Raw genomic sequence first — 13,985 nt, 5'->3', positions numbered from 1 at the left:
CGTCTCGGCCGCCGGCGCCGCGCGGGCGCGGGGCGGGGCCGGACGGGACGGGGAGAGCGGTGCGGCGTGGACACGGGGGGACACCTCCGCGGTGCGAGGGGGACCGTTCGCACGGTAGGCCCATACGATCCTCATCCCGGGAGGCCACCCGGGATGCGCGCGCCGCTGTCCCCCATTCGCGGTAACGTGGCGGCCGAATACCGCCTGGTGGGGTACGAGCCCCCGGCGCCCCCGAGGACCACCCGAGGACCACATGTCTGCCGCGCAGCCTCCCGCCGTCTCCGTGATCATGCCGGTGCTCAACGAGGAGCGCCATCTCCGTAACTCCGTACGCCACATCCTGGAGCAGGAGTACGCGGGCGAGATGGAGGTCGTGATCGCGCTCGGCCCGTCCACGGACCGTACGGACGAGATCGCCGCCGAGCTGGTCGCGGAGGACCCCCGCGTCCACACCGTGCCGAACCCCACCGGCCGCACCCCCGCCGCCCTCAACGCCGCGATCAAGGCGTCCAGCCACCCGATAGTCGTCCGCGTCGACGGCCACGGCATGCTGTCGCCGGACTACATCGCGACCGCCGTCCGGCTCCTGGAGGAGACGGGCGCGCAGAACGTCGGCGGGATCATGCACGCCGAGGGCGAGAACGCCTGGGAGGACGCCGTCGCGGCGGCCATGACCTCGAAGATCGGCGTCGGCAACGCGGCCTTCCACACCGGCGGCCAGGCGGGCCCCGCCGAGACCGTCTACCTGGGCGTCTTCCGCCGCGAGGCGCTGGAGAAGGCCGACGGGTACAACGTGGAGTTCATCCGCGCCCAGGACTGGGAGCTGAACTTCCGCATCCGCGAGTCCGGCGGCCTGATCTGGTTCTCGCCCGAGCTGCGCGTCCAGTACCGCCCCCGCCCCTCCGTCCGGGCGCTCGCCAAGCAGTACAAGGACTACGGACGCTGGCGCCATGTCGTCGCCCGCTACCACGCGGGCTCCATCAACCTGCGCTACCTGGCGCCCCCGACCGCCGTCGTCGCCATCGCGGCCGGTCTCGTGGTGGGCGCGGCGGTCACCCCGTGGGCGCTGATCGTCCCCGGCGGGTATGTCGCGGCGATCGTCGCGGGCTCCCTCCCGGCGGGCAAGGGCCTGTCGCTGAAGGCCCGCGCGCAGATCCCGGTCGCGCTGGCGACCATGCACATGTCCTGGGGCTACGGCTTCCTGACGAGCCCGCGCGCGCTGGCGAAGAAGGTCATCGCGAGCCGCCGCCCGGCCATCGCGGAGCCGGGCGCGCCGGTCGCCTGACCCGAGCGGACGAGAGGGGGCGCCCGGCCGGACCGGGCGCCCCCTCTCGCGTAACGCCCGTCAGCTCTTTCCGTCCCACTTGTAGACGGAGTAGATGTCCATGCACTGATCCTTGTCCGCGGCGTTGAGGTCGTCCGCGCCGTCCGGCAGGTCACCCGCCTCGACCTTGGGGGCCTTGTACGCGGTGCCCTCGCGCCAGTCCGCACCGACGACGACGGTCAGCCCGCCGGCCTTCGGGTCGGCCTTGACCGAGGTCGTCGGGAGCCCCAGCGCCTTGGCCACGGAGAGCGCGTCCGCCTTGCCCTGGTCCCCGTCCTCCTTCGCGTACCGCACCACCGTGTCCTTGAGCGGTTCGGCGGTCTGCGAGGTCCCGGCCTCGGCGAAGCCCTTGTCGTGCAGGATGTCGGCGACCTCGCCGGCCCGCCCGTCCTTGGGTGCCTGGCCGGCGCCCGTGCCGTTCACCACCGAGATCCCGAGGGTCGCCGGCGCCGCGGCGGGCGGTCCGGAGGGGGACGCGGAGGACGAGGGCTTCTTCTTCTCCTTGCCGTTCTTGTCGAACGCGACGTCCTCACGGAGCAGCTGCCACAGGGTGTCCGCGGACTTCTCGATGGGAACGAGCTTGTTCCGGTCCTGGGACCACTCGGCCGTCGGCATCGTCGTCATGGTGATGCGTTCGATCGGCACGCTCTTGAGCTGCATCGACAGGTCGTAGAGCTTCTTGACGGAACGGATCTCGTCGGAGACCTGGAGGGCCTTGGTGGCCGTCTCCGCGAGGTTCATCAGCCGGCCCGCGTCCGACCAGAGGTTCTGCTTCTTCAGGGTGCGCAGCATGGAGTTCATGTACATGTGCTGCGCCTTGGCGCGGTTCTGGTCATTGCCGAAGGCGTGCCGGGTACGCAGCCACTGAAGCGCCTTCTCGCCCTGCACCGTGCTCGTGCCCGCCGGAAGTTTGAGACCGGAGCCGCCGGGAACCATGGTGGTCGGCCGGTCCCACACACCCGTTTTCACGCACACCTCGACCCCGCCGATCGCGTCCGCCATCGCCACCACACCCGCGAAGTCGAGCATGATCCAGTGGTCGATGTAGACGCCGGTCAGCTTCTCCCAGGTGGTCAGCGTGCAGCCGGGACCACCGCGCTGAAGCGACTCGTTGATCGGCTTGTTGTCCGTCGCGGCGAACTTCTCACCGGTCTCGGAGTCCATGCACTCGGGGATGTGGAGGATCGTGTCGCGCGGGATGCTGACCAGCGAGGAGTTCTTCCGGTCCGCCGAGATGTGCAGCAGCATCTGGACGTCGGCCCGGGGCTTGTCCCCGACCGTGTCCTTGCTGCCGCCGAGCCTTACGTTCTCCGCGCTGTTCCGGCTGTCCGAGCCGATCAGCAGGATGTTGAGCGGGCTCTGGCCCTCGGCGTTCGGCGCGGCCTTCTTCACACCGCTCTCGCCGCCGCTGCGGGCGCTGCTGCGGATGTTGTTGTTGAGGTGCCGGTAGTAGAGGTAGCCGGCGGAGGCGGTGCCCAGGACGAGCACCGCCATGGATATCGCTATCCACTTGAACACCCGGCGTTTCCGGGACTTCTTCGCAGCCCGTTTACGGGACTTGCCGCGCCGGTGGCTCGCGCGGCCACCCCCGGCGTCGCCCATGCCCGCGTCACCGGGACGCGCGCCGTCACGCCCGCCGGCGCCCTCGTCCCCGCCCTGCCGGCGGGAGTGCGTCCGCGGCCGCGTTCCCTCCCCGGGCGGCGTGCTGCTCCGTCCCACCAGGACCCCCCTGTTCCTCAGACTCGTATGGTGCGGTGACGCGGTGTCACTTGGAGCACCCCGCGGATTCGGCGCTGGACTTCGGAATGTCGATCTTCTTCGGTGCCGTGATGGGCGTACCGGCCGCCTGGAAGTCCTTGCCCAGCGTCAGCACCATCGCCTGAAGCCCCTCGGCGTCGGTGGTGCCCGGCTTCATCGCGGAGCCGGGCAGGCCCATCATCTCGGCGAGGGCACGGGCCTGGTCCGCCTGGTTCGGGGCGTATTCCAGCGTCGTCTTGGCGATCTTCTCGGGCGCGTTGGCCTTGTTGGCGGACTTCAGGACGCCCTTGGTGTTCTGCAACCAGCTGACCGTCTGCTGAGCGCCGCCGGAGACGTCTCCACCGTTGTACACATCCACCCGGACGTCGGCCGCGGCCGCCTTGGTTCCCTTGAGGAGCGCGTCCTGCTTGCTCTTGGCCTTCTTCTTCTGCGCGGCCACCTCGGTGAGCGAGGTGTCGTCGCGCAGCATCGAGAACAGCTGCTCCGCCTGCGTCGGGTGCGGGACGACGGTGACGGGCTTGGGCTCGTCGGGGTTGTCGATCACCGGCATCGTGACGAACGTGATGTTCTTCGTGTCCGTCTTGGTGATCTCCTTGGCGAGCGTGCTGAGCTTCTTCACGTCGCCGATGGCCTTGTCGACCGTCAGTGCCTTGGTCGCCGCGTCCGCCACCTTGAACAGCTTCGTCGGGCTGGTCAGTGTGTCGTCGGACTTGGCCTGCTTGATCATCGAGCCCATGAACTGCTGCTGGCCCTTGATCCGGTCGAGGTCGCTCTCGTTGGAGTAGGCGTGCCGCGTCCGTACGAACGCGAGCGCGTCCTCGCCCTGGACCTTGTTGGGTCCCGCGGGCAGCTTGAGATGGGACTTCGGGTCGTCGATGGCGTGTTCGAGGCAGATGTTGACGCCGCCGACCGCCGTGGACAGGGTCTTCACCGCGTTGAAGTCGACCATCATGAAGTGGTCGACCTTCACCCCGGTCAGTTCCGTGACCGTCTTCATCGTGCAGCCGGGGTCGCGGCCCGCCTCGCCCAGACTCCGGTTGAAGCGGACGTGCTGGATGCCGGGGATGTTCTTCTTCGAGCCGTCCTCCTGCACGGAGGTGCAGTCCGGGATGTCGGTGATGAGGTCGCGCGGGATGCTCATCGCCGTGGCGTTGGTGCGGTCCTCGGCGACGTGGAACAGGATGGTCGTGTCCGCGTGGCCGACGCTGCCCTTGTCGCCGTAGCCCTCGTTGCCCTTACCGGTGCGCTTGTCCGTACCGATGATCAATATGTTGAGCGGGGCGTCGGCGGTGACGACGTCCTTGTTGCCGGCGTCCCCGATGTCGACGGTGTTGATGTTGCCGTTGAGGCGCTGGTAGAGCCAGTAGCCGCCGGCCGAGACACCCACGAGCACGAACGCCATCACGCCGCCCGTCCACAGCAGCGCCTTCTTCTTGCGCGACTTGGGGGCCTTGCGCTTACGCCGGTCCGGGCCGGCGTCGCCGGGTGCGGGGCGCTGCCGGCCGCGCGGGCCGTTCGCCGACCGCCGCCCGCCCTGGCGCGGCACCTCGGTGGCGCGGCGGGGGGAGTCGTCGGCGGGTGCGCGGCGCGGGCTGCCCGACGGTCCGCGCCGGGCCGAGGGGACCGAGGGCCGGGGGGCGGTGTTCCCTCCGGAGTGGTTCAGTCGCAGTTCGTAATCACCGGTGTCCGGGTTGAGAACCCACTGGTCTGCGGGATCCATGTCTTCCGCCCGCCCACGGCTTTGCGCATCCACGGTTGCTTGAGTCCTCCGTCGGTGCCACACGAGACGCCTCCCCCGAAAAGGCGTTCAGTCTCTCTCCAGAAGTGCGCGGCCGGACGGCCGGTAGCACCGGATCGCGTCACACTATCCGCCCCATTCGGCGTCCAGCGACGCGCGTGACACATTCCACGGCCCTTACAACCGGGCATTCTTCCCATTGCGCGCGGAATGTTGGTGTCTGTTTGGCCATTGCTTTACTGCTTGCACAGGTCGGTCGCGGCATTGTTCCCCGAATACGTGGGTGTGGGCGACGGCCCCGAGGCGTCGGCCGAGTCCGGATTCCTGTCGTCGCCCTTGCCGTCGCCCTTGAGCTCGTCGGCGGGCACCACGGCGACCGGCTTGTCGTCGCGGAGCTGCTTGAACAGCTTGTCCGCGTCCGGCTGCACCAGTTCGTCCCGGTTCCTGTTCAGGTGGTACGGCTGCCGGGGCACCGTCAGGAACTGCACCTTCTCGGTGGGGATGTCCCGCATGCCCCGCACCAGGTCGTAGAGGTCCTTCAGGCTGTCCAGACCCGGGTCGGTGGTCAGCGCCTTGGTGGCCGCGTCGAGCACCGGGTAGAGCCGCGTCGGGTTGAGCAGGACGCCGTTGCTCTGCACCTTGTTCACGAGCGCCCCCAGGAACTGCTGCTGGCGGTCCATGCGGTCGGTGTCGCTCCCGTTGCCGAGCGACTTCCTGGCCCGTACGTAGCCGAGCGCCTGCTCCCCGTTGAGCTTGTGACGGCCCGCCGCGAGCTTGAGGTGGGCGTCCTTGTCGTCGACCGGCTCCTTGAGGCAGATCTCCACCCCGTGCACCGCGTCGACCATGTCCTTGAAACCGCTGAAGTCGATGACCATGTGGTGGTCGATGCGGATGCCCGTCATCTTCTCGACGGTCCGGATGGTGCAGGCGGTCCCGCCCATCTCGAAGGCCCAGTTGAACTGCGCGAACTGCGCCCTGGTGGCGGTCTTGTCGGCCTTGTGGCAGACCGGGATGTCCACCATCAGGTCGCGCGGGACGGACATCGCGGTCGCGCTCTTCCGGTTCGCCGCCAGGTGCAGCAGGATCGTCGTGTCCGAGCGCTGGCTGCCGCCGTCGTCGCGGCCGTATTCGCGGTTGTCGCCGGCCCGGCTGTCCGAGCCGATCAGCAGGATGTTCTCCGCGTCGTGCACGACGGAGACCGGCCGCTCCTTCTCGTACGCCTTCAGCTCGGCCGCCGCCGAGGTGTCCGTCCGGATGTTGCCGTCCAGCTTCTTGTACAGCCACCAGCCGACGCCCGCCGCGACGAGCACGAGGAACGACAGGCCGAGCGCGGTCCAGCGCAGCCAGTGGCGCTTGCGCTTGACGGTGATGTCCGGGCCCGGGCGCTCGCTCCAGCCCTCCGGCGACTCCGGGGCGGGCCCGGGCCCGCTGCCGGACCCGCTGCGGGTCTCCCCACCGGGTGCGGCGGCCGCGCCGGACCCGCCCTTCTCGCCGGACCCGCCCTCCGCGCCGGGCGGCGGCGCGTCCGGTGACCGGTTCTCGCCCGCGGCCGAGTCGTCGGGATCGCCCGGAGTGCCGGCGCTTTCGGTCACGTCTGCGTCCATCCTTCACGTTCGGCGGCGCGCTGGGCCGCCGGTCGCAGAAGTAGACGGCTGAACCTCACGCTTGGTTGTGCCTCGGCTGGTCTGTACGGCAGATCATGTACCGGAGTTGAGCGCCGACACGGGGGACTCGGCCCACGATGGGCCGGACGGGTGCCCCCCTCACGCCGCTTGTCATACCGGTCCCGGACACGGTCACACCGTCAGCGCGACCCGCTCGCTCTTCACCCGCTGCGCCAGCGCCTCCGCGCCCAGCCGGTCGAGGTGACGGCACAGGACCACGGAGCCCCCGGTCGCCAGCGGCGCGTAGAGCCCGGCGGTGAGCCCGTCCCAGGTGTCGTACGTACGCCCCGTCAGCAGCCGCGAACCGGCGCCCAGGCCCAGCGCCGCACCCTCCTCGCGGCCCCGCGCCACCAGCTCCGCCGCCGTGAAGGAGACCCCGCCCACCGTCAGCGCCGGCGCGTCCGGGTCCACCGGGGCGAACGGCGCGAACCGGTCACCCTGCCCCGGCACCTCCACCGCGTAGTCCGCGAAGCCCTCCGGCGCCTGCGGGAACCGCCCGCCCAACGGCCGCAGCGCCAGGGCGATCCGCTCGCCCCGGCAGGCCCGCGCCGCGTCCAGCGTGTCCGGGCCGGAGACGACCAGGTCGGCGGCGGCCGGGTCGCCCCGCACCTCGGCGACCACGCCGACCGAGGCACAGGCCAGCAGCCAGACCGCGGACTGCCAGTGCGCGGGGAGCAGCAGCGCGAGCCGGTCGCCGGGCTCGGCCGCCAGATCGCCCTGGAGCAGGTTGGCGGTCTTGGCCACCCAGTTGGCGAAGGTGGCCACCGACAACTCGACGCGCTCCCCGGTGGCGTCGTCGTAGAAGGTGACCAGAGGGCGGGCCGGGTCCGCGGCGAGCGCGGAACGCAGCAGGTCGGCAGGGGTGCGGTCGCTGGCGTTCATGGGCGGAAGCGTACGCGGCCGGGCCGGCGCCCCGCGGGCCCCGCGGCAGCCGCGCACACCGGCCCACCGGACGCGCAACCGAACGCCCGCGAGCGCGTCTCTACAGAGAGGCCCGGCCCCGCCGTCCGAAGGCGCCCCTTTCCGGTCTGCATAAACTGGCCAGTCATAACGACGCCCGGCCCCAGCAGGAAGCGAAGACAGTGCTGTGACAGAGGCAAAAGAAGCGATCCTCCTGGTCGGCGGCAAGGGGACCCGGCTGCGCCCGCTCACGGTGCACACGCCCAAGCCCATGGTCCCGGCGGCGGGCGTCCCCTTCCTCACGCACCAGCTGGCGCGTGCCCGGGCCGCCGGGGTCGAGCACATCGTCCTCGCCACCTCGTATCTCGCCGAGGTCTTCGAGCCGTACTTCGGCGACGGCTCCTCGCTCGGCCTGCACATCGAGTACGTCACCGAGCGCGAACCGCTCGGCACCGGCGGCGCGATCCGGAACGTCGCCCACCGCCTCGCGTCGGGCCCGGACGAACCGGTCCTCATCTTCAACGGCGACATCCTCACCGGGCTCGACATCCGGGCCCTGGTCACCTCGCACGCGGACTCCGGCGCCGATGTCTCCCTCCACCTGACCCGGGTCGAGGACCCGCGCGCCTTCGGCCTGGTGCCGACCGACGACACCGGCCGCGTCACCGCCTTCCTGGAGAAGCCGCAGACGCCCGAGGAGATCGTCACCGACCAGATCAACGCAGGCGCGTACATCTTCCGCCGCTCGGTCATCGACACCATCCCGGCCGGCCGCCCGGTCTCCGTCGAGCGCGAGACCTTCCCCGGCCTCCTCGCCGAGGGCGCCCACCTCCAGGGCATGGTCGACTCCACGTACTGGCTGGATCTCGGCACCCCGCAGGCGTTCATAAGGGGCTCCGCCGACCTGGTGCTCGGCCGCGCGCCCTCCCCGGCGGTGCCGGGCCGCTGCGGCGACCGCCTCGTCCTGCCGACCGCCTCGGTCGCCTCCGACGCCAAGCTCTCCGGCGGTACGGTCATCGGCGCCGGCGCGGTGGTCGGCGCGGGCGCCCGGATCGACGGCTCCACCGTGCTCGCGGGCGCGGTCGTGGAACCCGGCGCGGTGATCACGGACTCCCTGGTCGGCGAACGCGCCAGGATCGGCAGCCGTACGGTGCTGGCCGGTGCGGTCGTCGGCGACGGCGCGGAGGTGGGTGCCGACAACGAGCTCCGCGCGGGCGTACGCGTCTGGTGCGGGGCGCACCTCCCGGACGCGTCGGTGCGGTTCTCCTCGGACGAGTGAGCGCCCCGGCCACCCGGCCCGTACGCGGACCGGGTGGCCGGAAACCGCCGTACGGGCTGTCCCGTACCCTCGACAGGCAGCCCCGACGACCGAGGACCTCTCCCGTGGCAGGACGATTCGCTCCCCGCAACGCCCGGCGCGCGCCCGTCCCGCACCAGGCGGCGGCCGTGCCCGTACCGGCGCCGCAGACCCGGGTCTGGACCCCGCCGGGCCCGCTCGACCTGGGACTCGTCCTCGGCCCGCTGCGCCGGGGCCCCGCCGACCCCACGTTCCGGATGGTCGCCGACGGCTCCGTCCGCCGGTCCAGCCGCACCCCCGAGGGCCCCGGCACACTCCGTGTCGTCGCCCGCGACGGCCGGATCGAGGCGTCCGCCTGGGGGCCCGGCGCGGCCTGGCTGCTCGACCAGCTGCCCACGCTGCTCGGCGAGGGCGACGACCCGGCGGCCTTCACCCCGCGCCACCGCCTCCTCGCCCGGACCCAGCACCGCCGCCCCGGTCTGCGGCTGCTGCGCACGGGCCTGGTCCTGGAGTCGCTGATCCCGTCGGTCCTGGAGCAGAAGGTCACGACGGACGAGGCGTACCGCGCCTGGCGCCTGCTGGTCCGCCAGTACGGGGAGCCCGCGCCCGGCCCGCAGGAGTACGGCCTCTACGTCATGCCGGACGCCCGCACCTGGTCGCTGATCCCGTCCTGGGACTGGCACCGCGCGGGCGTCGACAGCAAGCGCTCGGCGACGATCCTGCGCACGGTCCGGGTGGCCCGCCGCATGGAGGAGGCGGCCGCGATGGACCTCCCCGACGCGCTGACCCGCCTCCAGGCCGTCCCGGGGATCGGCCCCTGGACGGCGGCGGAAACCCTGCAACGCTCCAACGGTGCCCCGGACGCGGTGACGGTCGGCGACCTCCACCTCCCCGGCATCGTCGGCCACGCCCTGGCCGGCAACCGGAACGCGGACGACGAGGAAATGCTCGCCCTCCTCACCCCCTACGAGGGCCAACGCCACCGAGCAACCCGCCTGATACTGCTCTCGGGCGCGACGCCACCGAGGAGAGCCCCGCGCTTCCAGCCGAGGGACATCGCGAGACTGTGAGAACCGGGCCGAAATCAAGCCCGTCCGGCGATTGAGGACCGGGGTCCGGGGCAGAGCCCCGAACAGCCCGTCGGGCGCTCAGGTCACACGGAGCCAGGACCCCGGAACACGGCGCCGGAGGCGCCTACCGCACCACGACGAAGTCGTCCGCGACCCGCCCCACCCGCGGCCCGGGGGCCGAAACCGCGTGCCCCACCGCCACCGCCCCCAACGGGTCCCAGGACTCGGGCAGCCCCAGAACAGACCGCACCACATCCCGGCAGAACATCGTCGAGGACACCCACGCGGAGCCCAGCCGCTCCCCGGCCAGCGCCACCAGGAAGTTCTGGATTCCGGCCCCCGCCGCCACCACGAACATCTCGCGCTCCGCGCCGTCCCGCCGCTCGTCCCCGTACGCGTGCGAACCGTCCATCACCATGCACGGCACGACCAGATACGGCGCCCGCCGCAGCACCTCGCCCCGCCGCACCCGCTTGGCGACCGACTCCTCGCTCTTGCCGTCGCGCCGCAGATCCGCGATCCACGCGTCCCGCATCGCGTCCAGCAGCCGGGTCCGCGACTCCGGGGACTCCAGCAGGACGAAGCGCCACGGCGTCGTGTGGTGCGGCGCCGGCGCGGTCACGGCGGCGGCGACCGCACGCCGTACCGCCCCCGGGTCCACCGCCTCGTCCGTGAACTCGCGCACCGTACGCCGCTGTGTCACCGCCTCCCGGACCGCCTCCGAGGTCCCCAGCCGGAACATGTCGTCGGCCGCGACCCGCACCATCGCCCGGGCGCCCTGCCCGTCCGCCGCGTCCACGACATGCCCGAGCCCGCGCACGACGGCGACGGGCAGCCCGTCCGTCTTGCCCTTGACCAGGTCGCCCGCGGCGGCCAGCTCGTCGGCGGTGGCGATCACGGTCGCGTTCAGCGGATTGCCGTGCGCGTCCCGCCCGCCCCGCAGGTCGTCCAGCACCCGCACCCCCGCCGCACCGATGGCGACATCGGTCAGCCCGTTGCGCCAGGGCCGCCCGAAGGTGTCCGTGACGAGGACGCCGACCTCGACGCCGAGCGCCGCCCGCAGCCCTTCCCGGATCGCCCGGGCCGAGGCGTCGGGGTCCTCGGGGAGCAGCAGGACCGTCCCGGCGGGGGTGTTCGACGCGTCGACACCGGCGGCGGCCATGACCAGGCCCTGCCGGTTCTCCACGATCCGCAGCGGACCGCGCCGCGCCACCACCCGTACCGTCTCGGCGTCTATGGCCGCTTCCCGGTCGGTGGCCTCCAGAATCCGGCCCTCCGCCTTGGAGACGATCTTCGAGGTGACGAGCAGCACATCGCCGTCCACGAGGTCCGGCCCGGTGGCCGCGATCAGCTTCGCGAGGTCGTCCCCGGGCCGCACCTCGGGCATCCCGGACAGGGCCCACACCCAGTAGGAGGGGGCGTCACTCACGCGCGGACCTCCCCGGCGAGGGCCAGCGCCTGCCGCGCCATCCCGGCGGTGGCGGCGACATCGGTCATCATCAGCGGCACGGACCGGCAGCGGATGCCCGCCGACTCCACCCGCTCGACCGCCCCCGCGTCCACCGTGTCGACCAGCCAGCCGTCGAGCAGCCCGGACCCGTAGTGCTCGGCGACGGCGGCGGCGGTCGATTCGACGCCCACCGCCGCGAGGACCTTGTCCGCCATCCCGCGCACCGGCGCGTCACCGACGATGGGGGAGAGGCCGACGACCGGCACCCCGGCCTCGGCGATGGCCTCGCGGATGCCGGGCACGGCGAGGATCGTGCCGATGGAGACGACCGGGTTGGACGGCGGGAAGAGGATGACGTCTGCCCCGGCGATGGCCTCCAGGACCCCGGGCGCCGGCTTCGCCTGCTCCGCGCCGACGGGCACGACCGCCCGCGCCGGCACGGCGGCCCGCAGCTTCACCCAGTACTCCTGGAAGTGGACGGCCCGGCTCTCGCCGTCCTCCTCGATCGCCACATGCGTCTCGACGCGGTCGTCGGACATGGGCAGCAGCCGGACGCCCGGCTTCCAGCGGGCGCACAGCGCCTCGGTGACGGCGCTGAGCGGATAGCCCGCGCCGAGCATCTGCGTACGGACGATGTGTGTCGCGAAGTCGCGGTCGCCGAGCCCGAACCACTCGGGGCCCACACCGTACGCGGCAAGCTCCTCCTTGACCCGGAACGTCTCGTCGGTCCGGCCCCAGCCCTGCTCCTCGTTGATGCCACCGCCGAGGGTGTACATCACGGTGTCGAGGTCGGGGCAGACCTTGAGCCCGAACAGATGGATGTCGTCACCGGTGTTGCCGATGACCGTGATGTCCGCGTCGGGCGCGGCCTCCTTGAGACCCCGCAGGAAACGAGCACCACCGATACCGCCGGCCAGAACCACAATGCGCATGCGAAACAGTCTGTCAGGCGAAGCCTGATCCTTGTCGGGGTGGTGGCGGGCGACGGGTGGGACTGTCAGGAGCTGTGGGGTTCCGGGGCAGGGGTCTTTCAGGCCGTGGTGGCCACCGGGGCGCACTGCGAGGCGTGCATCGGCATGTCGGTGAGGCCCGGGTAGTAGACGTGCAGGCTGACGGCCGGTTCCAGGGAGTCGTTGACGACCTCGTGGACGTAACCGGGTGCGAAGACGCGCTGCGCGCCCGCGCCCAGCGTCCGCTTTCCCCGGTCCGTACGTTCGGTCAGCTCGCCGTCGAGCACGGTGAGGACGCCGGAGGACGGCCCGTGGTCGTGCAGCCCGCTGCCCTGCCCGGGGACCCAGCTCAGCAGCCAGACCTCGTAGCCGGGGCAAGTGCGCAGGCGGTGGTACCAGCGGGTGGTGGCGTCGTACCGGACGAGCGGTGCCCACCGGTCGCGGTCGGCGGCGATGGTACGGGCGAGGCCGACGAACTCCGCGACGGTGGCGGGGTGTTCGGGGGCGGGGCGGAGAAGGTGCTGGACCTCCAGGAGATCGCCGGCGATCTGGAGGTCGCTGTCGCTGCTGTTCATGGGAGCGGTGGTTCCTCGGCTGGGTGCGAGTACGGCGTGCGGTGCGGGGGCTCGTCGCGGGGTCCGGGAGCACCGGCGGCCGGAAAGCCGGAAGGGCCGGGCGGAGGGTCGGGACGAGCGGTGCCGGGCCGGAGCGAAGGGCTACGACGGCGTCGGCGGCATCAACAGCTGAGACAGCTGGAACAGCGACAGCGAGCCTGGACAGCGCTGCGGAACCCACGGGCGCGGGTCGCGTGCATCGCTGAGGTCACTGGCATGCCATCAAGGAGAACCGGAGAGCCGCCCGGTGTCAACCCAATGCCCGGTTTGGCGGCAATGTTTCACCTCATCCGGTTACTCCGCCCGGAGAAAGGTTTTAGCGGCTCGCGGCGGGGACAGGTGGCGCAACAACCGCGCTGCCAAACGTGGGCGCGGCACCGTGACCCGAATGTGATCTTGGTCGCTTCAGTGATCGAATCGAAACGTGTGCGCGTCCGCAGCGGTTTGTCTCCATGGCGGACGGGAACGCGGTAGCGCCTATGGCATATGTCAGGTTTTTGGTGATTTGAATACTTACCGCATACGGTTGGTGCCGCAGGGTGAATACCTAGGCCAATAGCAGATCCGGGCTTGACCAGCCAGAGCTACACGCTTGTAATTTCACCCGTGTCGTTCGGCCGATTCGGTAACGGCCGCATCACGGGACGCAAGAGACAGACGAGGGGCGCACATGACCGAGCTGTTCCAGCAACTGCTGGTCGAGGACGCGGACGAGGAGCTCGGCTGGCAGGAGCGCGCGCTGTGCGCCCAGACCGACCCCGAGTCCTTCTTCCCCGAGAAGGGTGGATCGACCCGCGAGGCGAAGAAGGTCTGTCTCGCCTGTGAAGTCCGGTCCGAGTGCCTGGAGTACGCCCTCTCGAAGGACGAGCGGTTCGGCATCTGGGGCGGCCTCTCCGAGCGCGAACGCCGCCGCCTGAAGAAGGCAGCGGTTTAAAACGGGCCGACCGGGCCGACCGGCCCGCCCACCCCACACGGACACCACGGCCCGCCTCCTGCACCCGCAGGCGGCGGGCCGTCGCCGTACCCGGGCGGCACCACCCTCATGCCCGGGCCCGCCCGGAAACCGCGCCGGCCGATACCCCTCCGCGCCCTCGTTCAACCGCTCCGCGCCACCCCGGTTATCCCTACCGTTAGTGTGGGGCCCCGTCCGAGACGCGCCAACGACCAGACAGAGCGCGCGTGTACACCGATGCAGCCCCCGGGGGGACGTCCCCCGGACC

Annotated in this window: 11 protein-coding genes; 4 read left to right on the top strand and 7 right to left on the bottom strand. The window is 71.5% G+C overall.

What is annotated here, in order from left to right:
- The first annotated feature begins 253 nt into the window (after positions 1 to 253).
- Positions 254 to 1,285, top strand: a complete 1,032-nt coding sequence (locus OG338_RS10360) for a glycosyltransferase family 2 protein (protein WP_405937035.1) — start codon at positions 254 to 256, stop codon at positions 1,283 to 1,285.
- Between the two features lie 60 nt (positions 1,286 to 1,345).
- Here the strand turns inward: OG338_RS10360 and OG338_RS10355 are convergent, their stop codons facing one another.
- From OG338_RS10355 to OG338_RS10340, 4 genes are all read right to left on the bottom strand, one after another.
- Complete coding sequence (locus OG338_RS10355) at positions 1,346 to 2,818, bottom strand: LCP family protein (RefSeq protein ID WP_405940378.1); 1,473 nt, start codon at positions 2,816 to 2,818, stop codon at positions 1,346 to 1,348.
- A gap of 271 nt (positions 2,819 to 3,089) precedes the next feature.
- The gene (locus tag OG338_RS10350) at positions 3,090 to 4,802 is read right to left on the bottom strand and encodes an LCP family protein (RefSeq protein ID WP_405937034.1); all 1,713 of its coding nucleotides are present in this window, start codon (positions 4,800 to 4,802) and stop codon (positions 3,090 to 3,092) included.
- Positions 4,803 to 5,056: 254 nt separating this feature from the next.
- Positions 5,057 to 6,412 carry an LCP family protein gene (locus OG338_RS10345; protein WP_405937033.1) on the bottom strand — a complete coding sequence of 452 codons (1,356 nt, stop codon included), beginning with the start codon at positions 6,410 to 6,412 and terminating at the stop codon, positions 5,057 to 5,059.
- A gap of 204 nt (positions 6,413 to 6,616) precedes the next feature.
- Positions 6,617 to 7,366, bottom strand: coding sequence for a TIGR03089 family protein (locus tag OG338_RS10340; RefSeq protein ID WP_405937032.1), 750 nt, complete (start codon positions 7,364 to 7,366; stop codon positions 6,617 to 6,619).
- 205 nt (positions 7,367 to 7,571) lie between these two features.
- Between OG338_RS10340 and OG338_RS10335 the strand changes: the two genes are divergently transcribed.
- Both OG338_RS10335 and OG338_RS10330 read left to right on the top strand, forming a co-directional pair.
- Positions 7,572 to 8,663: a sugar phosphate nucleotidyltransferase gene (locus OG338_RS10335; protein ID WP_405937031.1), complete on the top strand. Its 1,092-nt coding sequence runs from the start codon at positions 7,572 to 7,574 to the stop codon at positions 8,661 to 8,663.
- Positions 8,664 to 8,767: 104 nt separating this feature from the next.
- Positions 8,768 to 9,751, top strand: a complete 984-nt coding sequence (locus OG338_RS10330) for a DNA-3-methyladenine glycosylase family protein (protein WP_405937030.1) — start codon at positions 8,768 to 8,770, stop codon at positions 9,749 to 9,751.
- 124 nt (positions 9,752 to 9,875) lie between these two features.
- Here the strand turns inward: OG338_RS10330 and OG338_RS10325 are convergent, their stop codons facing one another.
- From OG338_RS10325 to OG338_RS10315, 3 genes are all read right to left on the bottom strand, one after another.
- On the bottom strand, positions 9,876 to 11,180 hold the full coding sequence (locus OG338_RS10325) for a coenzyme F420-0:L-glutamate ligase (protein ID WP_405937029.1): 1,305 nt from the start codon (positions 11,178 to 11,180) through the stop codon (positions 9,876 to 9,878).
- Positions 11,177 to 12,133: a 2-phospho-L-lactate transferase gene (gene cofD / locus OG338_RS10320; RefSeq protein WP_405937028.1), complete on the bottom strand. Its 957-nt coding sequence runs from the start codon at positions 12,131 to 12,133 to the stop codon at positions 11,177 to 11,179. The genes OG338_RS10325 and cofD overlap by 4 nt, the downstream gene beginning before the upstream one ends.
- Before the next feature lie 98 nt (positions 12,134 to 12,231).
- Complete coding sequence (locus OG338_RS10315) at positions 12,232 to 12,726, bottom strand: cysteine dioxygenase (RefSeq protein ID WP_405937027.1); 495 nt, start codon at positions 12,724 to 12,726, stop codon at positions 12,232 to 12,234.
- Between the two features lie 709 nt (positions 12,727 to 13,435).
- Here OG338_RS10315 and OG338_RS10310 point away from each other — a divergent pair.
- Positions 13,436 to 13,699 (top strand): WhiB family transcriptional regulator, encoded by a 264-nt coding sequence (locus tag OG338_RS10310; RefSeq protein WP_018103995.1) that lies wholly within the window; start codon positions 13,436 to 13,438, stop codon positions 13,697 to 13,699.
- Positions 13,700 to 13,985: the final 286 nt, after the last annotated feature.

Origin of the sequence: Streptomyces sp. NBC_00726 (assembly GCF_045161735.1) — a bacterium.
In the GTDB taxonomy this organism is placed as follows: Bacteria; Actinomycetota; Actinomycetes; order Streptomycetales; family Streptomycetaceae; genus Streptomyces.
The sequence above is the reverse complement of the archived record's forward strand: the minus strand, read 5'-3'. Positions and strand labels throughout refer to the sequence as shown.

Coding starts and splice junctions, on each gene's coding strand:
- cofD (WP_405937028.1), bottom strand. CDS start 12,133: ATGCGCATTGTGGTTCTGGCCGGCGGTATCGGTGGTGCTCGTTTCCTG.
- OG338_RS10350 (WP_405937034.1), bottom strand. CDS start 4,802: ATGGATCCCGCAGACCAGTGGGTTCTCAACCCGGACACCGGTGATTAC.
- OG338_RS10355 (WP_405940378.1), bottom strand. CDS start 2,818: ATGGCGGTGCTCGTCCTGGGCACCGCCTCCGCCGGCTACCTCTACTAC.
- OG338_RS10310 (WP_018103995.1), top strand. CDS start 13,436: ATGACCGAGCTGTTCCAGCAACTGCTGGTCGAGGACGCGGACGAGGAG.
- OG338_RS10315 (WP_405937027.1), bottom strand. CDS start 12,726: ATGAACAGCAGCGACAGCGACCTCCAGATCGCCGGCGATCTCCTGGAG.
- OG338_RS10340 (WP_405937032.1), bottom strand. CDS start 7,366: ATGAACGCCAGCGACCGCACCCCTGCCGACCTGCTGCGTTCCGCGCTC.
- OG338_RS10360 (WP_405937035.1), top strand. CDS start 254: ATGTCTGCCGCGCAGCCTCCCGCCGTCTCCGTGATCATGCCGGTGCTC.